Consider the following 24,204-nt stretch of genomic DNA (forward strand, 5'->3'; position numbering starts at 1 on the left):
GGTGGCTCCTCGATGATGACGTGGGCGTTGGTGCCGCTCAGACCGAACGAGGACACACCCGCACGCCGCACACGGCCCTCTTCCCGCTCCCACGGCGTGAGTTCGTCGACCACCTGTACCGGCAGGTCGTCCCAGGCGATGTTCGGGTTGCGCGGCGAGCTGTACCGGGTGCCGGGCAGTGCGTCCTTCTTGAAGGAGGCGAGCATCTTGCAGACACCGGCGATGCCGGCCGCCGATTCCAGGTGTCCGATGACGCTCTTCGCCGTACCTAGTCCGAGTTCCCGGCCCGGCTCGCGGCCCTCCCCGTACACGGCTGCCAGCGCCTGTACCTCGATCGGGTCGCCCAGCGACGTGCCGGTGCCGTGGCACTCGACATAGTCGACGTCCCCGGTGGACAGGCCTGCCGAACGGAGGGCGGCGCGGATGACCTTCTGCTGGGAGGAGCCGTTGGGGGCGGTGATGCCGCTGCTGGCACCGTCGTGGTTGATGGCCGTGGCCCGGATGACACCCAGCACCGTGCGGTTCTGCTCGATCGCGTCGGAGAGCCGCATGACGGCGATCACGCCGACGCCCTCGCCGCGCCCGTACCCGTCCGCCTCGGCCGAGAACGCCTTGCTGCGGCCGTCCGGGGAGAGTGCGTGCGAGCGGCTGAGGGCGATGAACGCGCCGGGGTCCGTGAGGACCTGGACACCGCCCGCGAGCGCCAGTTCGCACTCGTCGTTGCGCAGCGCCTCGCAGGCCAGGTGCAGTGCCACCAGTGACGACGAGCACGCGGTGTCGATGGACAGCGCGGGGCCCTGGAGCCCGAGGTGGTAGGAGAGGCGGCCCGCGTTGAAGCTGGGCAGGGTGCCGGTCAGGGTGTACGTGTCCGGGGTGCCGTTCGGGCGGTACTTGCCGTACTCGCCCACGCCGGCGCCCACGAAGACGCCGGTGCGGGAGTCGCGCAGCTCGCGCGGGCGGATGCCGGCGTTCTCCAGGGAGTTCCAGGCGGCCTCCAGGAGGAGCCGGTGCTGGGGGTCCATCGGTTCGGCCTCGCGCGGCGAGATACCGAAGAAGGCCGCGTCGAAGTGGGCCACGTCGTCGAGGAAGGAGGCGTGGCGAGCGTACGTCCTGCCCTCGGCGTCGGGGTCCGGGTCGTAGAACGCGTCGATGTCGAAGCGGTCGGCCGGTACCTGGCGGACCGTGTCACGGCCCTCGGCGAGCACCTCCCAGAGGCTGTCGAGGTCGTGGGCGTCACCCGGCATGCGCAGGCCGACGCCGACGACGGCGAGCGGTTCGTCGGTGCGGTGCGCGGCGGCGGCGGACGTTTCGGCGAGGGCGGGGGCGAGTTCGCCGAGCAGCCACCGCGCGGCGGCTGCCAGGTTCGGGTGGTCGAAGATCAGGGTCTTGGGCGTGATGACCCCGGTGCGTTTCTGTACGCGCGTGCTGAGGTCGACGGCCATCATCGAGTCGAAGCCCAGGTCCTTGAACCCGCGCTCGGGGTCGAGCGTCGCGGGGTTTTCTACGCCGAGCACCGCTGCGGCCTCGACGGCGAGCAGGGACCGCAGGTGGTTCTCGCGGGCGTCCTCGGCCAGGCCGGGCAGGGTGGTGCGCAGGGGGTTGGCCTGCTCGGCGGGGGCGTCCGCGACCGCGGCGCGGGCCTCGGGGATCTCGTGCAGGAAGGGGCGGTCGCCGCCCTCGGTGTACGCGGGGGCGGCGAGGGACCAGTCGATGCCGGCGACGACGGTCGTGCCGCCGTGGGCGAGCGCCGCGTCGAGGGCGTCCAGGGCGTGTTCGGCGGGCATCGGTTCGAGGCCGATGCGGCGCAGTTGGCTCTCGGCGGCGCCGTGGGTCATGCCGCCGTCGGCCCAGGGGCCCCAGCCGATGGAGACTGCGGGCAGGCCCTCGGCCCTGCGCTGCGCGGCGAGGGCGTCCAGGGCCGCGTTGGCCATGGCGTAGTTGGCCTGGCCGATGTTGCCGAGGGTGCCGACGACCGACGAGTACAGGACGAAGGCGTCGAGTTCGCGGTCGCGGGTGAGTTCGTGCAGGTGGGTGGCGGCGGTGAGCTTGGGTGCGGCCACGGCCGCGAGGGCCTCGGCGTCCAGGCGGTCGAGGAGCCGGTCGTCGAGGGCACCTGCGGTGTGGAAGACGGCGCGCAGGGGTGCCTCGTCGTGGTCGAGCGCGGTGAGGAGTGCGTCGAGCTGCTGTCGGTCGGTGACGTCGCAGGAGGCGAGGGTCACGCGGGCGCCCGCGGTCTCGAGTGCGGTGGTGAGTTCGGTGGCACCCTCGGCCTCGGGGCCGCGCCGGGACACGAGGACGAGGTGTTCGGCGCCGCGTTCGGCGAGGCGGTGGGCCAGGTGGGCGGCGAGTGCGCCGCTGCCGCCGGTGATCAGGACGGTGCCGCGGGGTGTCCAGGGCCGTGCGGTCGCTGCTGCGGCCTTCGTACGGCGCAGCCTGCGGACGAGGCGTTCGGCGGGGCGCAGCGCGACGTGTTCCTCCGCGCCCGGGGTGCCGTGCGCGGCGAGGGTGGCCAGGAGCCGGCGGGTCGTCGCCGTGTCGGGGTCGGCGGGCAGGTCGAGGAGTCCGCCCCAGCGGTTGGCGTGTTCGAGGGCGACGACATGGCCCAGTCCCCAGGTGAGGGCTTGGGCGGGGGCGGGGGCGGGGTCCGTTTCATGGGCGTGTACGGCGCCCTGGGTCACGAACCACAGCGGGGCCCGTACCGAGGCGTCGCCCAGCGCCTGTACGAGCGCGAGGCTTCGGGCGGCGCCCGTGGTCACGGCGGGGTGGCCGGGGTGCGGGGCGGTGTCGGCGGCGGTGAGGGCTAGGACGCCGCGCAGCGGCTCGTCGCCGAGTTCCGTGGTCAGGTCGCCGATCGACGCGGCGTACGTGGCGCGGTCGGTGTCGGCACCGGCGCCGGCATCCGTGTGCGTGTCGGCGGTCAGGAGGTGAGGGCAGGCGCCCGCGCCGGTCAGTGCCTCGGCGAGTTGTCCGGCGAGGTGTTGTGCGGCGGCGGGGGCGACGATCAGCCAGTGGCCGCGCGGCAGCGGCGCGGTGCGTGCCACCGGGGAGGGCTGCCAGGTCTCCTCGTAGCTCCGGTCGGCGACTTCGCCGGCCCTGTCCTGCTGTTCGCGCCAGGTGGCGAGGTAGGGCAGGAGGGTGGCGACGGCGGAAGTGTCGGTCACTCCGAGGAGTTCGCAGACGCGTTCGCTCTCTCCGCTGCCGACGGCCTGCCACAGGGCGTCATCGGCGTGCGGGCGGCCGGCGTTCTTCCCGGCCTTCGGTTCGATCCAGTGGTTCTTGCGCCGGAAGGCGTACGTGGGCAGGTCCACGGGCGTTCCGCCGGACAGGACCCGGTCCCAGGCGATGTCCTGGCCCGAGACGTGGACCGCGCCCAGTGCCCTCAGCAGGGACCGGATTTCGTCGACCGGTTCGTCCGCACCGCGGGCGGCACGCTGCGAGGCGGTGAACACCGACTCCCGCTCCACGCATCTGGCGCCCATCGCGGACAGCACACCCGCCGGGCCGCACTCCAGATAGCGCGACACCCCGGCCCGTTCCAGGGACCGCATCGCGTCCAGGAAGCGCACCCCGTCACGGACCTGGCGCACCCAGTACCCGGGGTCGGACAGCTCCTCCCCCGACACCGGTCCGCCCGTCACCGTCGACACGAATGTGATCCGGGGGGCGTGGAACGTGCAGGTCTCCACGACCTCCCGGTACGCGTCGAGCATCGTGTCCATGTGCGGCGAGTGGAACGCGTGCGACACCTCCAGCCGCCGCGTGCGCCTGCCCAGTCCCGCGAAGTGCTCCATCACCGCCGTCACCGCGGCCGTGTCACCGCTGACGACCGTCTGCGCCGGGCCGTTCAGTCCCGCCACCGACACCCGTCCCGCGGCCCCCGTGAGGACTTCCAGGACCTCCGGCTCCGGTGCCTCCACCGATGCCATCGCGCCACCGCGCTCGCATCCCTGCATCAGCCGGCCGCGTGCGGCCACCAGCCGCGCCGCGTCCCCGAGGTCCAGCACCCCCGCCACATGGGCGGCGGCCAGCTCGCCCACCGAGTGGCCGGCCACCGCGCCCGGCACGACACCCCAGGACTCCCACAGCCGGAACAGCGCCACCTCGACCGCGAACAGCCCCGGCTGCGTGAACTCCGTCTCATGTACCAGCACCGCGTCCGCGCTGTCCTCGGGAGCGAACACCACCGCGGCCAACGGCATCTGCAGATGCGGTTCCAGTGCCGCGCACACCTCGTCGAACGCCTCCCGGAACGCCGGGAACGCCCCGTACAGCTGACGGCCCATCGCGATCCGCTGGCTGCCCTGTCCCGTGAACAGCACCGCCAGATCACCGCTGACGGAGGAACCCTCGACGACGTCACGGTGCGCCCGGCCCTCCGCCAGCGCCAGCAGGGCTTCCCGTGCCTGGGCGGTGGTGCTCGCCACGGCGCTCGCCCGGTGTTCCAGGTGGGCGCGGTGGTGCGCGGCGCTGTAGGCGATGTCGAGCAGTTCCGGCTCGGGCCTGCCGGCCAGGTGGTCGGCGAGCCGGGCGGCGTTCTCGGCCCGTGCCTCTTCGGTCTTGCCGGACACGGTGAGGACGACGGGTGTCTTGAGCGTGGGCCGGTCGGGGCGGCCGTGGACGGCCGCCCAGTCGATGTCGTGGCCCTCGCACCACAGGCGGGCGGCCAGGTCCTCCAGGCTCCGGCGGGCGGGCCGGTCGCGTCGGCAGGTGGCGAGGGCGGCGCTGCGGGTGTCGTCGATCGTGGCGAGTGTCCGCTCGAAGGAGTGCTGGGCGACGGGGTGCGGGGCGATCTCGACGATGCGCAGTCCGTGCGCGGTGGCGGGCTCGGTCCGGGCGAGGGCGGCGACCGCCTCGGCCACCAGCATGGGCCGGCACATGTTGCGTGCCCAGTACTCGGCCCCGAGCGCGGTGCCGTCGACGAAGTCGTCGTCGACGGTCGACCAGAAGGGGACGGACGTGACGCCGGTGCGCAGGGCGCCGAGCCGGCGGACGAGTTCGGGGGCGAGGTCCTCCAGTTGTGCGCTGTGGGAGGCGTAGTCGATGTTGACGCGTGCGGTGCGTACGCCGTTCTCGGACAGTTCCCGTTCCACGGCGGCGACGGCGTCGGTGGGCCCGGACAGGCAGACCTGGCCGGGGGCGAGGTGTCCGGCGACGGAGAGCCCGCGGTCGTCGGCCGGTCGGGCGGCCTCGTCGGCGGTGAGGTCGCAGACGAGGAGGGCGCCGTGGCCCGAGGCGCGTTCGTTGATCAGTGCGGACCAGGTGGTGATGAGCCGGGCGCCCTCGTCCAGCGGGAGGGCGCCCGCGACGACGGCGGCGGCCACCTCTCCGATGCTCTGGCCGAAGACGGTGTCGGGCTCCATGCCCCAGGCGGCGAGGGTGCGGGCGAGGGCGACCTGGACGGAGAAGAGGACGGGCTGGACGATGTCGGTGCGGTCGAGCCGCGAGCGGCTGCTGTCGGCGAGGAGTTCGTCGGTCACCGACCAGCCGGTGAACCCGGCGACGGCGCGGTCGCAGGCGTCGAGGGCGGCGCGGAAGGCGCGTTCGGAGAGCAGGTCTCGGCCCATGCCGATCCACTGTGTGCCGTGGCCGGAGAAGAAGAAGGCGAGCGGGGGTCGCCCGGTGGAGCGGCCGGGACCGGCGACGAGTTCGGCACGGCCGGCCGGGGTCAGGGCGGCGACCGCCCGGTGGGTTCCGGCGTCGTGGGCCGGTGTCGCGTACGGGCCGGTGGCGGTGTCGTCCCGGGCGCCGAGGCCGGCGACGGCGTCGTGCAGCGCGCCCTCGCTGTCGGCGGTGACGGGGGTGAGGCGGCGACGGCTGTAGGGGGCCTCTTCGAGGGCGACGTGGGCGTTCGTGCCGCCGAAGCCGAAGCCGCTGACGCCCGCGTAGCGGCGGCGGGCGGCGGGCCACGGCCGGCGTTCGGCGACGACGCTGAGCTTGTTGGCGTCGAAGTCGATGTGCGGGTTGGGCACGTCGAAGTGGAGGCTGGCGGGGATTTCGCCGTGGTACAGGGACAGGGCGGTCTTGAGCAGGCCGGTGACGCCGGCCGCGGGTTCCAGGTGGCCGAAGTTGGTCTTGGCGGAGCCCAGGTGCAGCGGTTCCTCGCGGCCCTCGGCGAACACCGTGCCGAGTGCCTCGGCCTCGATGGGGTCGCCGAGGAGGGTACCGGTGCCGTGCGCCTCCACGTAGGAGACGTCCTTGGGGTCGACGTCGGCGTCCTGCCAGGCGGTGCGCACGACGTCCGCCTGGGCTCGCGGGTTGGGGGCGGTGAGTCCGTTGGAGGCGCCGTCGTTGTTGACGGCGGTGCCGCGGATCACGGCGTACACGCGGTCGCCGGAGGCCAGGGCGTCGGAGAGCCTGCGCAGGACGACGGCGCCGCAGCCCTCGCCGCGTACGTAGCCGTTGGCGCCTGCGTCGAAGGCGCGGCACTGGCCGTCCGGGTTCATGCCGCCGAACTTGGTCATGGCGACGGTGGTGTTGGGGTGGAGCATGACGTTGACGCCGCCGGCCAGGGCGAGGTCGGTCTCGCCGCGGCGCAGGCTCTGCACGGCGAGGTGGGTGGCGGTGAGCGAGGAGCTGCAGGCGGTCGCGACGGCCATGGCGGGGCCGTGCAGGCCCAGGGTGTAGGCGATGCGTGCCGGGATGATGGAGTTGTCCCAGCCGACGGCGGAGTGCGTTTCGATGTCGTCGGCGTCGGCGCCGGTGGCGAGGTGGTACTCCTGCGCCATCGTGCCGAAGAAGACACCGGTGCGGGTGCCGGTGATGTCGGTGGGGACGATCCGGGCGTCCTCGAAGGCGGCCCAGGCGACTTCCAGCGCCATGCGCTGCTGCGGGTCCATGTGCCTGGCCTCGGCGGGCGAGATCCGGAACAGGTCGGCGTCGAATCCGGCGACGTCGTCGAGGAAGCCGCCCCAGCGGGTGTTCATCCTGCCGGGTGCCCTGGGGTCCGGGTCGAGCCAGTCCTGGGCGTTCCAGCGGTCGGCGGGGACCTCGCGGATCGCGTCGAGTCCGTCGCACAGGCTCTCCCAGAGCGCCTCGGGCGTCTCGATGCCGCCGGGCAGGCGGCAGCCGAGGCCGACGATGGCTATGGGTTCGTTCGCGGTGGTGTGCGCCGGTCCGGTGCGCGGTGCGGCGGCGGGGGGTGCTTCGTCGCCGGCCAGGTGGGCGCTGAGCCCGGCGACGGTGGGGTACTGCCACACCACCCAGCCGGGCACGGGGCGTCCGAGGTGTTCCGACAGCGCGGCCACGAGGGACATGATCTGTGCGGAGTCCAGTCCGAGGTCACGCAGTGGCCGGTCGGCATCGACGGTTTCCGGCCGTGCGTCGAGGGCTGCCGCGACGATGTCGCGCAGGAAGCCGGCGATGTCGTCGGCGCCCGGCAGGGGGGCGGCTGCACCACTGTTCAGCTGGGCAAAGCTCATCTGCTCTTCCTTGCTCGTCGAACCGGACTTCCGGGAGGGAGGGGGAAACGGGGGGCCGTCCGGGCGGAGCGGCCCCCGGTGTGTTCGTGCGGCGTCAGCGGGCGGTGCTGCTCGCTGTCTCCGGGGCGAGCGGCCCCGTACCGCCGAATTCCTGCCTGGTCTGCGGGGACAGGGAACGCGACCGGGCGATCTCCCGGTAGACCGGCACCGAGCTCGTCGGGATGCGTTCCATGGTGGTGCGGTCCACCTGGTAGAGCCCGAAGCGTGCCGAGTAGCCCGACAGCCACTCGAAGTTGTCGAGCAGGCTCCAGTGGTAGTACCCGCGGACGTCGACCCCGGCGGCGCGTGCCTGGGAGATCTGTTCCAGGGTGCGCACGATGTGCTGGGACCGGCGTGTGCCGTTCTCCGTCGCGATGCCGGACTCGCTCACCAGGAGCGGCAGTCCGCGGTAGCGGTTGCCGTACTCCTTCAGCACCCCGGCCAGGCCCTGTGTGGACGCCTCGTAGCCCATCGCCGGCACGAAGTAGGACGGGTCCTTGTAGGGGAGGCAGGGCGAGGTGGTGCACAGGTCCACGTCGAGCACGGGGTAGCTCGGGTCGCCGCCGCCGGACGCGCCGGGCGCGGACACGCCGATGCGGGCGTACAGCTGGGGGCCGAGCCAGTCGAGGGTGCCCGTCCACTCGGGGTGCCGCTCGTCGGCGGTGCCGTCCAGGTCGCTGTCGAACGTGCCGCGCCACAGGGCGTCGACGAAGCCGTAATCGGTGTACTGACGGTAGCGGTCACGGGCCGCGATGTCGCGGGGGTCGTTGCTGACCTTGCCGCCGCGGATCGGCACGTACTCCTGGGCGCCGACGGTCAGACCGACGCTGGACGCCACGCCGTCACCGTCGGCGTCGACCCGGTCGGCGGACTTGATGGCCTTGTACATCGCCACGTGAGCCATGATGTAACGGCGCTGCGCCATGGTGAACTTGCTCAGGTTCGCGGCGTTCAGATTGGCCTTGCCGGGCGGACCGGCACCGAACGCGTGCGCGAAGGTCATGTAGACCATCGGCTCGTTCAGGGTGACCCACTCGTCGACCCGGTCGCCGAATCGTTCGGCGATGAGTTTGGCGAACTCGGCCATCTCCTTGACGACGAGTTCGCCGCCCTGCGGGTGGTCCAGGCCGCACAGGTTGGTGTCGCTCGGACCGTTCTTGCAGTCGGGGTCCCGCGGGTCGTCGACCCATACGGGGTTGGCGAAGTGGTGCAGCGTGATCATCGGGCGGATGCCCTTGGCGACGAGCGCGTCGATCTGCTTGCTGTAGTGGTCGAGCGCCGCCTCGTCGATCTTGTTGCGCTGGGGCTCGACCCTGGACCACTCGATACCGAACCGGTAGGAGTCCACATTGAGGTCCTTGACGAGGCCGGTGTCGTCGAGCGCCCGGGTGTAACCGCCCACGCCGTCGCCGACGAACGGGCTCCTGCCGAGGCCCTCGGGGGCCGGCTTGCTCCAGAGGTACCAGTCGTTGTTCTCGTTCCGGTCCTCGATCTGTGTCGCGGAACTCGAGACGCCGAACCGGAAACCTCCCTTGCCCGAGGGCTGTGAGAGCGAGCCCATGCCCGGGAAGGACACCGCCTCGCCCCGGATCCTGCCCTCGTCCACCATCGTTGTGCCCTGGGCACTCGCACCGGGTGTGAGGACCACGGCGAGCAGGGTCGCGGCCAGAGTTGTGCCTATCAGTCGTTTCACGCTGTCTTCCTCGTTGCGGAGACGGATTCATGTGGCGAGGCGCCGGCTCACCGGCGTTCGACCCGGCGGACAGAAAAAATCCGGCCACGTCATCCCGCGCGGGATGACGTGGCCGGTGTTGTGACGGGAATATGCCCTGGTCGGATCAACAACGGCTGACGGAACTCGCGGGATGCCACACCGACATCGTCGCGCCGCCTGCTTGAGCTTGACTCGAACTCAGCGGGCGCCTTCGGCCAGGTACGACTCGACGGCGTCCGCGGCGACGGCGGGGCCGTCGACCTTGCGCATCGCCTCGCCCATCGCCCGTGTGCGGTCGGCGACGGACTTGTCCGCGGACACCTCGTCGATGGCCTTGCGCAGGGCTTCGAGGCTGAAGTCGTCGCGGGTGAGCAGCCGGCCGAAACCGAGTTCCTCGACGCGGAGCCCGTTGGCGCGCTGCTCGCTCATCAGCGGGTTCACGATCATCGGGACGCCGTTGTAGAGCGACTCCATGACGCTGTTCATTCCGCCGTGCGTGATGAACAGTTCGGCGTGGCGGAGCACGTCCAACTGGGGAACGCTGCGTCGTACGTCGAAGTTCGCGGGCAGGTCGCCGAGTTCGGCCGGGTCCATGTTGTCGCCGACGGCCATCACCACGTCCCAGCGGGAGTTCGCGAGGGCCTCGACGCAGATCCTGAAGAACTCCGGCCAGCCGGTCGCGGCGGTGCCGAGGGAGATGAGGAGCACCGGGCGGTCCTGCGACGGGGGCTGCCACGTGCCCTGGAAGGCCGACCGGTCACCGAGGCACGGCCCCGCGAACACGAACCGCTCGTCGAAGGTGTGCCCGTCGTAGTGGAAGTCCCTGGGGAGGAAGATGATGCCGCGCTTCGGCGGCTCCATGAAGAACTCCATGGACGTCATGCCCGGGAACCCGAGCCCGGGAAGCATCCCGTCGAGCTTGGTGACCATCTCCATGACCTTGGGGTCGGTCATCTCGGCCATGGGGAACTTGGCCTGGATGGAGAAGTGCTCGTTCACTCCGTACGACGGGAACAGCCGCACCGTCGGAATGTTCTGCTGTGCCGCGTAGAAGCGGGCTCCCCACGCCATGAAGTCATGGAGTATCACATCGGGCCGGTTGTCCCCGTAGAAGCTCTCCACCTGGCTCACCAGGGACGTCGCCTCTTCGAGTGTCCGCAGCCCTTCGCCCGAAATGGCTTCGGGCGTGAAGGGGTTCGTGTAGTACTGGCCGAACACGGAGGTGTAGCGAACCGGTTCCGCACCCACCGCCTCGATGGCGGGGGCGAAGTGATCCGTGGTGGTGCAGCTGACCCGATGACCACGTCGAACGAGTTCTTCCACGACTCCTAGAGTCGGATTCAGATGTCCGAATGCGGGAAAGTTGAAGAACGCGATGTGAGATGCCATCGAACACCTTCTCTGAGGACGACACAAATTCCGTTGACGACAATCCGGCACTGTACCAGCGGCCCAGTGCCGGCGCTTCCGTCAACAACTGGCCTCCCTCAGAAGGGAACGGTCATTCCGAGGGCTCCACGCAGGCTTCCCAGTTGACCGCCGTGGTAGGCGTCATGCATTTGTACCAGGGAGAGCGCGGAACCGAGCTTCCCGAGACGCTTCTTCCAGTAATCGTCAAGCGGAGCTTGAATCTCGACCGGGCACTCGCGGTGCAGGTCCTCCGCGCCCAGTGCGGCCACGAGTTCACGCAGCCGTGCGTGGATCCGCTTGTAGAGGCCGAGCATTTCGTCCAGGGAAGGCACCCCCTCCCAGTCGACCTTGTCGCAGTCACCCGCCCATTTGTCGTAGAACTCAAGAGAAAGAGATATGCCGCCCTCCTGATAAAGCCCCGAGACATAGTCCTTCGAGCACATCAGGTGGCCGAGGAACCAAAGGGCGGGCATGTGCCCTTCCGGCGCGGTGCGTGCGGTCTCGTTGTCGAAACCGTCGATGAGTTCCAGGATCATCTCGTAGGCGAGATCGAATTCCTGAAGCAAATGCGCGACCAGTGCGTCCGTCTTTTCGGGCGCCACCGCGGTGATCGTCACTTGTTCCTCCTCTGCCGGGCCAGCCTGGCCCGTACCTCGTGAAAAGTGGGAAGTGTCGGCGAGCTGCTCACCCAGCGCGTCCCTTCCCATGCGTACGCGAGCTTCTTCGTCTTGCGCACCGCGTTCATGTGCCCCTCGGACTGCAGGAAGCCCATCAGCGCCTCCTCGTCCGTCCACACGGCCAGGGCGCGCGAGCTCATCCAGCACTTCTGGGAGATGGCGAACGTCGCCGCGAGCAGGCCCTCCCGCTTCCACAGCTCCTCCAGGAGGACCCGGTTCAGCTCGGTGGCGATCTCGATCGCGCCGGGCCTGGGCCAGCCGCCGGAGGTGGCCACGACGTAGGAGTCGGGCAGCGGCCCCTTCAGCCCACCGGTTTCCGGGTCGATGGCCGGCCCGGTCCAGGGCACCTGGATCTCGAGGTCGGACTCGTCGCACGCGGCGAATTCCTCGATGGTGGTGGGCATCGGCCGGGTTTCGGTTCCCAGGCTCTGTTCCACCGTCATGCCAGGCCCTCCTTGCGGCGGACCGGGAGCTGCACGAACTCGGAGATGAGCAGGCGCAGCACCAGCATCTTCGATTCGCCGTGGAGTTCCAGGGTCGGGAGCACGGGCAGCAGGGCACGGAACATGGCGCGCAGCTCGGTCTTCGCCAGGGCGGCCCCGATGCAGCGGTGTTCCCCGTTGCCGCCGAACGCGATGTGCCGGTTCGGGCTGCGGGTGATGTCGAAGCGGTACGGGTCGGGGAAGGTGTCCGGGTCGCGGTTGGCCGCCGGGAAGAACATGGCCACGGTCTCGCCCTTGCGGATCTTCTGGCCGCGGATCTCGGTGTCCTTCATGGCGGTGCGTGCCATCACCACGGCGACCGAGGTCCAGCGCAGGATCTCGTCCACGGCACCGTCGAGCAGTGTGGGGTCGTCGATCAGCTTCTGCAGCTGGTCGGGGTTCTCCAGCAGTACCTTGATGCCGCCGGCGATGGCGTTGCGCGTGGTTCCGTTGCCTGCCTGCACCAGGTTGAACAGCTGGTAGGACATGTCGTGGAACGCGAGGGGGTTGCCGAGCACGGTGGCCTTCGCCAGCCGGCTCAGCACGTCGGTCCCGTTGCTGCCGCCCTCCTCCATGCGCTTCTTCGCGAGACCGGACATGTACTGGTCCAGCTCGATCATGGCGCGCATGAAGCGGGCCTGCGCCTCCTCGCCCTCTTCCTGCTTGTAGCCCTTGTGGAAGGCGGAGGCGGTGTCCTGGTGGACGCGGAAGAGGTGGTCCCAGTCCTCGCCGGGCACCCCCAGCAGTTCGAAGATGGCGGCCAGCGGGAGCCGGGCGGCGAGGTCGTGCGCCACATCCGCGGTGCCGTGCTCGTCCAGCCGCTTCACGAAGTCGGCGACGTACGAGGTGGAGAGCTGGAAGAAGCGCTCCTCCATCGCCGCCATGGCCTTGGGCGTGAAGCAGGGGTACATGGCCTGCCGGACCTGGCGGTGCAGCGGCGCGTCCATGAAGCCCAGGCCGGCGGGGTAGTCGGCCACGTGGCCGTAGACCTGGCCGCGGCGCTCGCGCTCCGTCTCCCACGGTTCGATCTCGTCCGGGGTCTCGATCGCCGTGCGCTCGCGGCAGGAGAAGACGTCGGTGTTGCGGGCGACCCAGGAGATGTCCTCGTGTCTGGTCAGGGCCCAGAACGGCTCGTAGCCGGGGCGGTGGTACCAGTGGACGGGAGACTCCTCCCGCAGCCGGTCCCACTCCTGCCACGGGTAGCCGTTCTCGTCGTAGAACTGCTCACTCGTGATGTCGATCTCTGCGAGCGATTGCATGGCGTGCTTACCTTCCTTCAGCTCGGGTTGTTCTTCAGCAGGAACTCGACGATCGACGCCACGGTCTTCGCACGCCGCTCGGGCGCGGCGAAGCCCGGGTCGAGGAGGGTCGCCTCGGGGGCCTCCAGGGCGATCCGCCCGGCCAGGGCCTCGGGGCGGTGCAGGCAGCTGCCCGGCAGTACCAGCAGCGGGGCGGGGAACTCGCTGATCCACTCGTCCGGGACGGAGAAGTGGTCGCGGCCGTCCGGGAAGATCGCGTCGCGGAACCGCACCAGCAGCGTGACGTACTTCTCGCGCCGGAAGGCGAGGATCTCCTTCCTGAATTCGCTGTCGTCGTGCAGCCGCTGTGCGAACGGTCCGGCCTCCGGGTTCCGGTCGAAGACGCCGTCCCGGGCGGCGGCCTCGAAGACCGCGCCGAGACCTTCCGTCTCCGGGTCGTCGAAACCGGCCGCACGCGGAAGCCTCATCGCCGGGTCGAAGAGGCCGAAGAAGTCCCCCAGGGTGTTGGTGCCGTCGCGGCCCGCCGGTTCCTGGGCCACCACCGACCGCACCCGGTCCGGCGCGTCGTGTGCCAGCCGCCAGGCGTGCACGCAGCCGAACCCGGCGGCCACCACGTGTGCCTGCTCGGCCCCGACCTCGTCGAGCACCGCGAGCTGGTCGGCGACCGTCTGCTCGTAGGAGAAGGGGACGGCGGGCGCGGTGCTGCGGCCGGCGTGGCGCTGGTCCATCGCGATCACCTTGAAGTGCCGCGACAGTTCGCGCACCGGGTGGAAGAAGTTCTCCTCCCACGACTCGGTCCGGCTGCCCACCACGTCGGGGGCCAGCAGCAGCACGGGGAAGCCTTCGCCGTGCACCTCGTAGTGGATCCGTGCGCCGTCCGGCCGGACTGCCTCAGACATTTTTCTCTCCCCTGCTTTTCTGTATCGCCGCCACGAGTTCTGCGGCCATCGCTTCGCTGTTCTCGATCGGAGCCGCGTGGCTGCCGTCGATGACGTGGTGCGCGAACTCCCCGTCCGTCAGGTTCTGCCAGCCCTGTGTCGTCCCTTCGGGAAGCACGGGATCGTCCTTCGCGGCGACGGCGACGACAGGGATGCGGAGACGGTCCCGTCCGTCACCGACCAGTGAGTCCCGATGATTCATCGACAGGATCGCGTCGTGGTGGAGCGCGGAGCTGTACGTGGTGAGGAGCTCGGCGTTCGCCAGGATGTCGTCGGGCAGGATTCCCTCGAGGGCGACGGCCAGTTCATCGGTGGTGGCCTGGTCGAGGGTCCTGGCCAGCTCCTCCATCCGTTGCATCGCCGGCGGCATCTTCGCGAAGGGCGGCAGCGCGCACGCCGGCACGAACGTGACAGGGGGCGGTTCCGGCAGGGCCGAGAGGGCGTGTGCCAGTTCCCAGGCCATCCACGACCCCTGGCTGTGGCCGTAGACGACGGTCGGCACGGGTGCGCGGTCGGTCAGTTCGGCGGTGATCGCCGCCACCACGTCCCGCATGGAGGTCGCGGGGGCCTCGGCCGTCCGGCTCTCCCGGCCCGGCATCTGCACGCCGAGCAGCTCGATGCCGTCCGGGATGTGCCGGATCAGGGGCACGTGGCCGGCGGTCGTTCCGCCGCCCCCGGCGACGCAGACGATCCGGGCGGTCGGCTCGGCCGCGGGCTTCAGGGTCCGCAGCCAGCGTCCCTGTCCGTCTCCGCCGGTCGCGTCCCGGTCCCCGGCCAGACCTTCGATCAGGTGCTCGGCGATGCCCAGGCAGCCCGTCTCGCCCAGGACGACCTGTACGGGGACGGTCAGACCGGTCGCGCGGGCGATGCGGCCGCGCAGGCCGACCGCGACCAGTGAATCCACACCGAGCTGGAACAGCGGCTGATCGGTGACGATGTCATCGCTCGGCACGCCGACGGCCGAGGCCGCTTCCTGGACGACCAGTTCGAGCACCGTCGGCAGCCGGTCGTGCCCGGCCATCGCGGCCAGCCGCTCGCGCAGGCCGGTCCGGCGGCCGCTGGACGCGGTCGGGTCCTGTCGTTCCGCTTCGGCCTTCTCCGTCTGCTTCCTGAACCAGCTCTCCAGGAGCGGGAGGACGTCCGCGACGCTGTCCTTGAGGTTCTCGGGGGCGCCCAGCACCTCCATGACCTCGGCGGCGTTGCCGGTGCCGACGGCCTCGCGGAGTGCCTCGCCGGCCTCGGCGTCGAAGGTCCGCGGCGACCGCCGTGCCTCCTTCCAGTGGTGCTCGCGCTGGAAGGCGTAGGTGGGCAGGTTCAGCAGGGATCCCTGGCCCGCTTCGAGGCCGAGGGCCCGGTTCCAGTCGATGCCATGACCCTGGACGTGCAACAGGCCGAGGTTGCGGAGGAGTTGGGTGGTGGTGCCGTGGTCGCGGGCGAGGGTGCCGACGACGATGCCGCCGCGGTCCGCACTGCCGTCGGTGAGCGGTATGGACAGCACCGGGTGGGCGGAGATCTCGACGAAGACGGTGTGGCCGTCGTCCAGGAGCCGGTCCAGGGCGCGGTCGAAGCGGACGGGCTCGCGCAGGTTGCGGCACCAGTAGCCGCCGTCCAGACCGGTCCCGTCGGACACCTCGCCCGTGACGGTGGAGTAGAACGCGATCTGTGCTCGCTGTGGCACCAGGTCCTCGAACTTCGAGGCGAGGTCCGGCAGGAGCGGGTCCATCTGGGCGTTGTGGGAGGCGTAGCCGGCTTTGATCCTGCGGGCGTAGACGTCCCGCTCCTGGAGTTCCGAGACGATCTGCTCGATCGCGTTCACCTGGCCGGAGATCACGGTGGAGGCCGCGCTGTTGACCGCCGCGACCGACAGGGCGTCGCCGTAGGGGGCGAGGAATGCCTCGACCTGGGCGACGGGACGCTCGATCAGTGCCATCCCGCCGTGGCCGACACAGACGAGCGCGGCCTGGGAGCGCTGGGCGATGACCTGCGCCCCTTGCTCCAGAGTGAGAGCGCCGCTCACCACCGCGGCCACCACCTCGCCCTGCGAATGGCCGACCACCGCGGCCGGCTCCACGCCCAGGGAGCGCCACAGCGCGGACAGGGCCACGCCCATCGCGAACAGGGCGGGCTGGACCACATCGGTCCGGTCGAGCAGCAGGTGATCGTCTTCGGTTCCGGCGAGGACTTCCCGCACCGACCAGCCCGTGAACGGCCTCAGCGCCGCATCGCACGCATCGACCGCCCGCGCGAACACTTCGCTGGAGGCGAGCAGTTCACGTCCCATGCCGGCCCACTGCGAGCCCTGGCCGGGGTAGACGAAAACGACCTTCCCGCGCCGCTCGGCACTGCCGGTCACCACCGCGTCGTGCGCCCGGCCCGCGGCCAGCGCCTCCAGCGCCTCGACCAGTTCAGCGGAGTCGGCCGCGACGACACTGGCCCGCGACTCGAAGTGCGCACGGTGCCGGGCAGCCGTCACCGCCGCATCCGCCAGGCGGACGTCCTCGCGCCCGGACAGCCAGGACGCCCAGCGTCCGGCCTGCTCGCGCAGCGCTGCCTCGTCGCGGCCCGACACCACCACCGGCAGCGGCCGTGTGTCCTCGGGCGGGAACGGTTCCGTTTCCTGTGTCACCGGGACCTCTTCGAGGATCACGTGTGCGTTCGTACCGCCGAGGCCGAAGGCGCTGACTCCCGCGCGGCGCGGGCCCTGTGCCTGTGCCCAGTGCTTCAGCTCCGTGTTGACGTACAGGAGCTCCGGGTCGAGTTCCATCTCGGGGTTCGGCTTGTCGTAGTTCAGGCTCGGCACCAACTGCCGGTGGTGGATGGACAGTGCGGCCTTGATGAGACCGGCCACTCCCGCTGTCACGTCCGTGTGTCCGATGTTGGTCTTCACCGAGCCCAGTGCGCACGGCTCGGTGCGGCCGGCCGTCGCGAACACCTGTTGCAGGGCCTGGACCTCGATCGGGTCCCCGAGGGTGGTCCCGGTGCCGTGCGCCTCGATGTATCCGATGGTGTCCGCGCTCACGCCCGCGTCGGCCTGGGCGGCCGCGATGACGCGTGCCTGTCCGTCGACGCTGGGCGCGGTGAAGCCGACCTTGTTGGACCCGTCGTTGTTGATCGCACTGCCGCGGATGACCGCGTAGACCGTGTCTCCCGAGGCCAGTGCGTCGGAGAGACGGCGCAGCACGACGATTGCGACGCCGTTGCCGAGAACCGTGCCCGCCCCGTCGGCGTCGAACGCCCGGCACTTGCCGTCCGGCGAGAACACCAGGCCTTCCTGGTGGAAGTATCCGTGCTCCAGCGGGTAGGTGAGCGAGGCCCCGCCTGCCAGGGCGATGTCCGACTCGCCGCGCAGCAGGCTCTCCCGGGCCAGGTGTGTGGCCACGAGGCTGGTGGAGCAGGCCGTCTGGACGGTCAGGGCGGGCCCCCGCAGGTTCAGTTTGTGGGCGACCCTCGTGGCCAGGAAGTCGTTCTTCGTGCCGACCATCGTGCGGTAGAAGTCCGACAGCTCGGTGGCGTCGTCACTGCTGCGGTACCCGCCCTGGCCGGCACCTGCGAAGACTCCGACGGCGCCGTCGAACTCCTGCGGGACCTGGCCCGCGTGTTCCAGGGCCTGCCAGGCGCATTCGAGGAAGAGCCGGTGCTGCGGGTCCATCGTCCCGGCTTCGGCGGGCGAGCAGTCGAAGAACTCCGCGTCGAAGAGGGCGGCGCCCTCGACGAAGCCCTTGGCCGGTACGTAGTCGGGGTCGGAGAGGGTGTCGTCGCCGATCCCGGCCGCCCTGAGCTCCTCGGGGGTGAACCGCCGGATCGACTCCGTGCCGTTCTTGAGGTTGGTCCAGAACGTGTCGGCGTCCGGGGCGCCCGGGAGCCGGCAGGCGAACCCGATGATCGCGACCGCCTCGTCGGTGGCCGGGCCCCGGCGTGCCGCGACCCGGCCGGGGGCGGTGGCCTGCGACGCGCCGCCCAGGAAGGCGGACAGCTGCCGAACGGTCGGATAGCGGAAGAGCGCGGAGAGGGGGAACTCCCGGCCCAGTCCCTCGCAGATCGTCCTGTGTGCCCGGAGCGCGGTCATCGAGCTGGCGCCCAGTTCGAAGAAGCCGCGGTCGCGGTCCACGCGGGCGATGTTGAGCACCTCCGCCCAGGCCCGGGAGACGAGGTTCTCCAGCGAGTCGTCACCGTCCCGGGGTGTCGGGGCGGCTGCGGGGCCGGGCGCCGGCAGCGCCAGGATGGCCTTGCGGTCCACCTTCTTGTTGGGCGTGTGCGGCAGTTCGTCCATGCCGACGAGCTGCGACGGCACCATGTAGGACGGGACCCTGGCCAGGAAGTGGCGGAGCAGTTCGTCGTCGTCCACGTCCCCGGTGCTGTCGCCGCGGACCCAGTACAGGCAGAGCCTGGGGTCGCTGCCCTCGTCCCTGCGCACCACGGCCGCGCATTCGGCGACGGCGGGGTGCTCCCCGGCGACCGCCTCGATCTCGCCGAGCTCGATCCGGTGGCCGTACAGCTTGATCTGGGCGTCGCCCCGGCCGCAGTACTCCAGGCTGCCGTCCTCGCGGTAGCGGACGACGTCTCCCGTGCCGTACATCCGGGCGCCGTCCGCCTCGGTGAACGGGTCGTCCACGAATCGCTCCGCGGTGAGCTCCGGGCGGTTCAGGTACCCGCGGGTGACGCCGAGACCGCCGATGAAGAGTTCGCCGCGGCTGCCGCGGGGCACCCGGGCCCCGTGCCGGTCGAGGATGTAGAGGCTGGTGTTGCGCACGGCGTCGCCCAGGGACACCTCGCCGGGCTCGGCGTGCCAGGTGGTGGACCAGACGGTCGTCTCGGACGGGCCGTAGATGTTCGTGAGGCCGCCCCGGCAGGTGTTCATGAGTCTGGCCGCGAGGCCGCGGTCCAGCGCCTCGCCACCGACGATCATCCGGTCGAGGCCCCGGAGCAGGGCCCGGCCGGCGGAGTCCGCGAGGAGCATCCGGGCGAGTGAGGGGGTGCACTGGAGGTGCGTCGGCGCGTACGTGCGGTAGGAGGGCCACTCGCCCACGCTGCCCTGTGCGATCACCACGCGGTAGCCGCGGGTCAGTGTCCAGAGCAGTTCCACGGTCGAGATGTCGAAGGACGGGCTGGTGACGGCGAGCCAGGTGTCACCGGTGCCGCCCCCGATCCGCTCGTCGACCGCGTGGCAGAAGTTGACGAACTGGCTGTGCTCGATCTGCACGCCCTTGGGCCTGCCGGTCGAGCCCGAGGTGTAGATGACGTAGGCCAGGTCGTTGAGCGCGGGAGGGGTGATCTCCGGGAGCGTGTCGCCGTCGGGGACGGGCGCGTCGTGGAGGTCGTCGGCGAGCAGTACCCGGACGGTGGTGCCGGTCAGGTCCGCTTCGGTGCCGGCCCGGGTGATGACCACCTCGATGCCGCTGTCCTCGATGACGTACGCGACCCGAGCCTGCGGGTAGCCGGGGTCCACCGGCAGGTAGGCGCCGCCGGCCAGCCAGATGGCGAGGGCCGAGACGACGAGCTGGGAGGACCTGGGCAGATGGACCCCCACCGGGGTCTCGGGGCCGACGCCGGCGGCGCGCAGCTTGTCCGCCAGGGCAGAGGCGTGCCAGGCCATCTCGCGGTAGGTCAGCTCCTGCCCGTCCGAGATCAGTGCCACGGCGTCGGGGGTCCGGCGGACCTGGTCCCAGACCAGTTGCAGGGCGGACGCCGTGTCGGGGGCGTGCGGGGTGACGCGGCCACCGCGTTCGGCGAGCCAGCGCAGCTCTTCGTCGGCGAGGAGCCGGAGGCGGCTGAGCGGGCGGTCCGGCTCCCGGACGACCGATTGGAGGAGAGTGGTGAAGTTGTCCACCATGCGCTGCGCGGCCGTGCGGTCGATCGTGTGCCCCTGGTACTCGAACTCGCCCCGCAGCTCGTCCCCGCAGGGGATGAGTGTGATGCCGAGCTCGAACTTGGAGGCGCCCCGGACGTTGCCCGCGAGGCTGCCGGCCGAGGGCAGGTGCCACACGGTGTCGCCCTCGCCCACGGTGGGCATGGCGGCGCCGCCGTAGTTGAAGACGGCGCGGAAGAGCGGGTTCTCGTCGCCGGTGCGTGCGCCGCCGACCGCGCGGACGACCTCGGTCAGGGGAACGTTCTGGTGCTCGAACACGCCCCTGACGCGGGGGGACATCGAGGCCAGCAGTTCTTCGAACCGCGGGTCCCCCGACAGGTCGCAGCGTAGCGGAAGGGTGTTGGCGAGGAAGCCGAAGGTCCCGCTCATTCCTGGGAGTTGACGGTTCGACCAGACGGTGCCGACGGCGAAGTCGTACTGGTCGGTGGAGCGTGCGAGCAGGGTGGCGAAGGCACTGACGAGCACGGTGTACGGGGTGACCGAGGTGCGGGCGGCGAGTGCCTCCAGTTCGGTCCGGAGGCCGGCCGGGACGGTGAAGTAGAGGGTGTCGCCGCCTTCGGCGCCGTCGGGAACGCTGTCCGGGCCGGGCGGGAACTCCAGCCGTTCCACGCCCTCCATCTCGGTGCCGAAGAAATGCAGCGCCTCCTCGAAGCGACCCTCCGCAATGCTGCGCTGTTCCCAGGCCGCGTAGTCCCCGAGGTGGAACTCGGCCTGCTCCGGGTCGGGTTCACGTCCTGCCAGGAACTCCTGGTAGGCGTGGAAGAGTTCCATCAGGAAGAGCGAGAGCGACCAGCCGTCGGTGACGGCGTGGTGCAGGCTGAAACACACCACCTGGTCGTCGGCCGCCATGTCCAGGACGCGGCAGCGGAACAGCGAGGTGCCGCCGAGGTCGAACGGCTCCTGTTCCTCGTGGTGGATGTGCTCGTGCAGCGTGTCGGCGCCGGGTTCGCGCAGGTCCTCGAAGACGACGGGGGCCGGCAGGTCCGTGTGCACGACCTGGACGAGCTCGTCGTCCCGCATCTCCAGGCCGGTGCGCAGTGCCTCGTGCCGGGCGACGATCCATTCGAGCGAACGGGTCAGGGTGGCGTGGTCGAGCGGCCTGGCGGTCCGGATCCGCATCGCCACCTTGTACTGGGCCGATCCGGGGTTCATCCGCTCCAGGAACCACAGACGGCGCTGTCCCTCGGTGGCCGGGTGGACGTCACGGGCCTCGGCCCGCTCCAGGGGCGGTACGGCCGTCTCGTCGTCGGCCGCGGCGAGGACGTGCGGCAGCAGATGGGCGGCGAGGTCTTCGGCCGTGGGGTGTGTGAAGGCGAGGTTCGTCGCGAGCGTGCTGCCCGTCAGGTCGCACAGTCGGTTGCGCAGCTGGAGGCCCATGATCGAGTCCAGGCCGAGTTCTTGGAGGCGCTTGTCCGCGGGTACGGGTTCGGTGGCGCCGAGCACCGTCGCGGCCTCGCGCCGGATGACGTCGAGCAGGACGTCGAGCCGTTCGTGGTCCGCGAGTCCGGCGAGCCGCCCGCGCAGCCCGGCGGGTTTGCGGGGCGGGGCACCGTCCCGTGCCGTGTCGTGTTCCGGTGTCCCGGCGGCCGGCCGCGGGCCGGAAACGGCCGGCGGCAGGTCGGTCCAGTGGTACTGGCGCTGGAAGGCGTATGTCGGCAGGTCCGCCGTGGGAGCGGCCGGGGCGTCGCCCAGGGCGCGGCTCCAGTCGACCGGGTATCCCTGGGCGTGCAGGGCGCCCAGGGAGCGCAGGAGTTGGGACAGTCCGCCGCGGTCACGGTTGAGGCTGCCGACGACCGCGCCGTGCGTGTCGGCGGTCGCGCTGGTCAGTGCCATGCCGAGGACCGGGTGCGGGCTGATCTCGATGAAGACGTCGTGGCCGCCGTCCACCAGTTCGCGCAGCGCCAGGTCCATGCGGACGGTGTCGCGGACGTTGCGGCACCAGTAGGCGGCGTCGAGTTCCGCCCCGTCGAGCAGGCCGCCCGTGACCGTGGAGAAGAACGGTACGGCGGAGGGGCGTGCCTCGAGGTCCCGGAGCTGCTCGGCCAGCCAGGGCAGGACCGGGTCCACGTGGGCGCTGTGCCCTGCCGTGTCGGACTGGATGCGGCGGCTGAACACGTCGCGGCCCGCCAGCTCCTCCAGGAGCGACTCGACCGCGGCCACTTCGCCGGAGACGACCGTCGAGGTGGGGGTGTTGACCACGGCCACCGAGAGCGTTCCGCCGTACGGGGCGATCAGTTCCTCGACGTCGGCGACCGGCATCTCGACCAGTGCCATGGCGCCCCGGCCGCTGCATTCGCGCAGCTGGCCCTGGGAGCGCAGCGCCGTGAGGCGTGCGCCGTCCGCCAGGGACAGCGCGCCGGCGATCACCGCGGCCGGGACCTCGCCCTGGCTGGAGCCCACCACGGCGGCGGGCTGCACGCCCAGTGACGCCCAGAGTTCGGCCAGGCCGATCATGACCGCGAACAGTGCGGGCTGCAGCACGTCGATCCGGTCCAGGGACGGCAGGTCCTCGTCCGTCTCCCCGCGCAGCAGGTCCAGCACCGACCAGCCGGTCCACGGCTTCAGCGCGGCGTCGCAGTTCTCCACCGCCTGCCGGAACACCTCGGACTCGGTGAGCAGCGCGCGGCCCATGCCGGCCCACTGGCTGCCCTGGCCCGGGAAGACGAACACGGCCTTGCCGCGCTCCCGTGCCGTGCCGGTGACCGTGTCGGCGCTCAAGAGCCCCTGTGCCAGTGCCCGCAGTGCGTCGGCGGCGTCCTCGTGGCCGGAGACGAGCAGGGAGGCCCGTGTCTCCAGGTGCGAGCGCTGCAGGGCCGCCGTGCGCACCACGTCGGCGAGCGGCACGTCGCGGTGCTCCGTCAGCCATGCGGCCCAGCGTTCGGCCTGTGCGCCCAGTGCCTGCTCGTCGTGGCCCGACAGCACCAGGGGCAGCACGGCCGGGAGGGTGCCCCGGGGTTCGTGCCGCGGTTCGGGTGCCGTGTCCTCGGGCAGCGGGGCCTCTTCCAGCACCACGTGCGCGTTGGTGCCGCTGATACCGAAGGCCGATACGCCCGCGCGGCGGGTGCGCTCGCCCCGGCGCCAGGGGCGTGCCTGCTGGAGGAGTTCGAGACCGCTGCCCTCCCAGGCGATGTGCGGGCTCGGCTGCTCGGCGTGCAGGGTCCTGGGCAGGGTGTCGTTCTGGAGCGCGAGCACCATCTTCATGACGCCGGTGACACCGGCGGCGGCCTGGCTGTGCCCGATGTTGGACTTCGAGGATCCGAGGTACACCGGTGTTCCTTCGGTACGCCCCGGGCCGAACACTTCCGCGAGCGCGCCCGCCTCGATCGGGTCGCCCAGGGGGGTGCCCGTGCCGTGTGCCTCGATCGCGTCGATGTCGGACGGTGTGAGGCGGCCGGCGGCGAGCGCGTCCTGGATGACCCGCTGTTGTGCCGGGCCGTTGGGGGCGGTGAGTCCCTGGCTGCGGCCGTCCTGGTTCACCGCGCTGCCGCGGATCACCGCGAGCACCCGGTCGCCGTCGCGCTGCGCGGCCGAGAGCCGCTTCAGGACCAGGATGCCTGCGCCTTCGGACCAGCCGCCGCCGTCGGCGTCGGCCGAGAAGCTCTTGCACCGTCCGTCGGGGGACATCGCTCCGAGCCGGCTGGATTCCACGAACATCCCGGGAGAGCTCATGACCGTCACTCCCCCGGCGAGGGCCATGTCGCACTCGTCGTTGCGCAGCGCCGTGACGGCCAGGTGGATCGCGACCAGCGACGACGAGCACGCGGTGTCCACCGTCACCGCGGGGCCCTGCAGGCCCAGGGCGTACGAGACGCGGCCGGAGATGACGCTGCCCGATACGCCGGTGCCCTGGTAGCCGTCGAGCAGCTCCAGGTCGGTGCGGATCGTCTCGTAGTCGGGGCGCATCGCGCCTATGTAGACGCCGGTGCGGCTGCCTTTGAACTGGTCGTCCCGCAGCCCGGCGCGCTCCAGTGCCTCCCAGGACGTCTCCAGGACGATCCTCTGCTGGGGTTCCATCGACTGCGCCTCGCGTGGCGATATGCCGAAGAATCCGGCGTCGAACTGCTCGATGCCGTCGAGGAATCCGCCCTCGCGCGCGTAACTCTTGCCCGGGGCGGCGGGATCGGGGTCGTACAGGTCGAAGGCTTCCCAGCGCGAGGGCAGGGGGCCGATCGCGTCCCGTTCCTCGGCGAGGAGGTCCCAGTAGTCCTGCGGGGTGGTGACCCCGCCGGGCAGCCGGCAGGCCATGGCCACGATGGCCACCGGCTCGTGGCGCTGGTTCTCGATTTCCGCGTTGCGTTGTTGGAGTTGCAGGACGGCAGCCATGGCCCGCCGCAGTCGCTCCTCGTTGGCTTGGGCGTTCATCTCTGCTTTCCGTCCCTCTCCAGCAGTGCGGTGGCGGTG

Annotated in this window: 8 protein-coding genes; all 8 read right to left on the minus strand. The window is 71.0% G+C overall.

Going from position 1 to position 24,204, the window contains the following annotated elements; genetic code table 11:
* Positions 1 to 7,418, minus strand: a 7,418-nt coding sequence (locus ACIQCZ_RS36760) for an SDR family NAD(P)-dependent oxidoreductase (RefSeq protein ID WP_402289507.1), incomplete at its 3' end; no start/stop codon positions are given.
* 94 nt (positions 7,419 to 7,512) lie between these two features.
* Positions 7,513 to 9,150 carry a glycoside hydrolase family 1 protein gene (locus ACIQCZ_RS36765; protein ID WP_402289509.1) on the minus strand — a complete coding sequence of 546 codons (1,638 nt, stop codon included), beginning with the start codon at positions 9,148 to 9,150 and terminating at the stop codon, positions 7,513 to 7,515.
* A 219-nt stretch (positions 9,151 to 9,369) separates the two neighbouring features.
* The gene (locus tag ACIQCZ_RS36770) at positions 9,370 to 10,560 is read right to left on the minus strand and encodes a macrolide family glycosyltransferase (RefSeq protein ID WP_402289512.1); all 1,191 of its coding nucleotides are present in this window, start codon (positions 10,558 to 10,560) and stop codon (positions 9,370 to 9,372) included.
* Positions 10,561 to 10,658: 98 nt separating this feature from the next.
* The gene (locus ACIQCZ_RS36775; protein ID WP_402289515.1) at positions 10,659 to 11,198 is read right to left on the minus strand and encodes a DinB family protein; all 540 of its coding nucleotides are present in this window, start codon (positions 11,196 to 11,198) and stop codon (positions 10,659 to 10,661) included.
* Positions 11,195 to 11,701, minus strand: a complete 507-nt coding sequence (locus tag ACIQCZ_RS36780; protein ID WP_402289518.1) for a hypothetical protein — start codon at positions 11,699 to 11,701, stop codon at positions 11,195 to 11,197. Before ACIQCZ_RS36780 ends, ACIQCZ_RS36775 begins: the two co-directional genes overlap by 4 nt.
* Positions 11,698 to 12,999 (minus strand): cytochrome P450, encoded by a 1,302-nt coding sequence (locus tag ACIQCZ_RS36785; protein ID WP_402289521.1) that lies wholly within the window; start codon positions 12,997 to 12,999, stop codon positions 11,698 to 11,700. Before ACIQCZ_RS36785 ends, ACIQCZ_RS36780 begins: the two co-directional genes overlap by 4 nt.
* 17 nt (positions 13,000 to 13,016) lie before the next feature.
* Positions 13,017 to 13,898, minus strand: coding sequence for an alpha/beta fold hydrolase (locus ACIQCZ_RS36790; protein WP_402289523.1), 882 nt, complete (start codon positions 13,896 to 13,898; stop codon positions 13,017 to 13,019).
* Positions 13,891 to 24,165, minus strand: coding sequence for an amino acid adenylation domain-containing protein (locus ACIQCZ_RS36795; RefSeq protein WP_402289525.1), 10,275 nt, complete (start codon positions 24,163 to 24,165; stop codon positions 13,891 to 13,893). Before ACIQCZ_RS36795 ends, ACIQCZ_RS36790 begins: the two co-directional genes overlap by 8 nt.
* Positions 24,166 to 24,204: the final 39 nt, after the last annotated feature.

This window comes from Streptomyces sp. NPDC093149 (genome assembly GCF_044754145.1).
Lineage (GTDB): Bacteria > Actinomycetota > Actinomycetes > Streptomycetales > Streptomycetaceae > Streptomyces.

Excerpts from the sequence above, each read along its gene's own strand:
- ACIQCZ_RS36780 (WP_402289518.1), bottom strand. The coding sequence starts at position 11,701 with ATGACGGTGGAACAGAGCCTGGGAACCGAAACCCGGCCGATGCCCACC.
- ACIQCZ_RS36795 (WP_402289525.1), bottom strand. The coding sequence starts at position 24,165 with ATGAACGCCCAAGCCAACGAGGAGCGACTGCGGCGGGCCATGGCTGCC.
- ACIQCZ_RS36785 (WP_402289521.1), bottom strand. The coding sequence starts at position 12,999 with ATGCAATCGCTCGCAGAGATCGACATCACGAGTGAGCAGTTCTACGAC.
- ACIQCZ_RS36770 (WP_402289512.1), bottom strand. The coding sequence starts at position 10,560 with ATGGCATCTCACATCGCGTTCTTCAACTTTCCCGCATTCGGACATCTG.
- ACIQCZ_RS36790 (WP_402289523.1), bottom strand. The coding sequence starts at position 13,898 with ATGTCTGAGGCAGTCCGGCCGGACGGCGCACGGATCCACTACGAGGTG.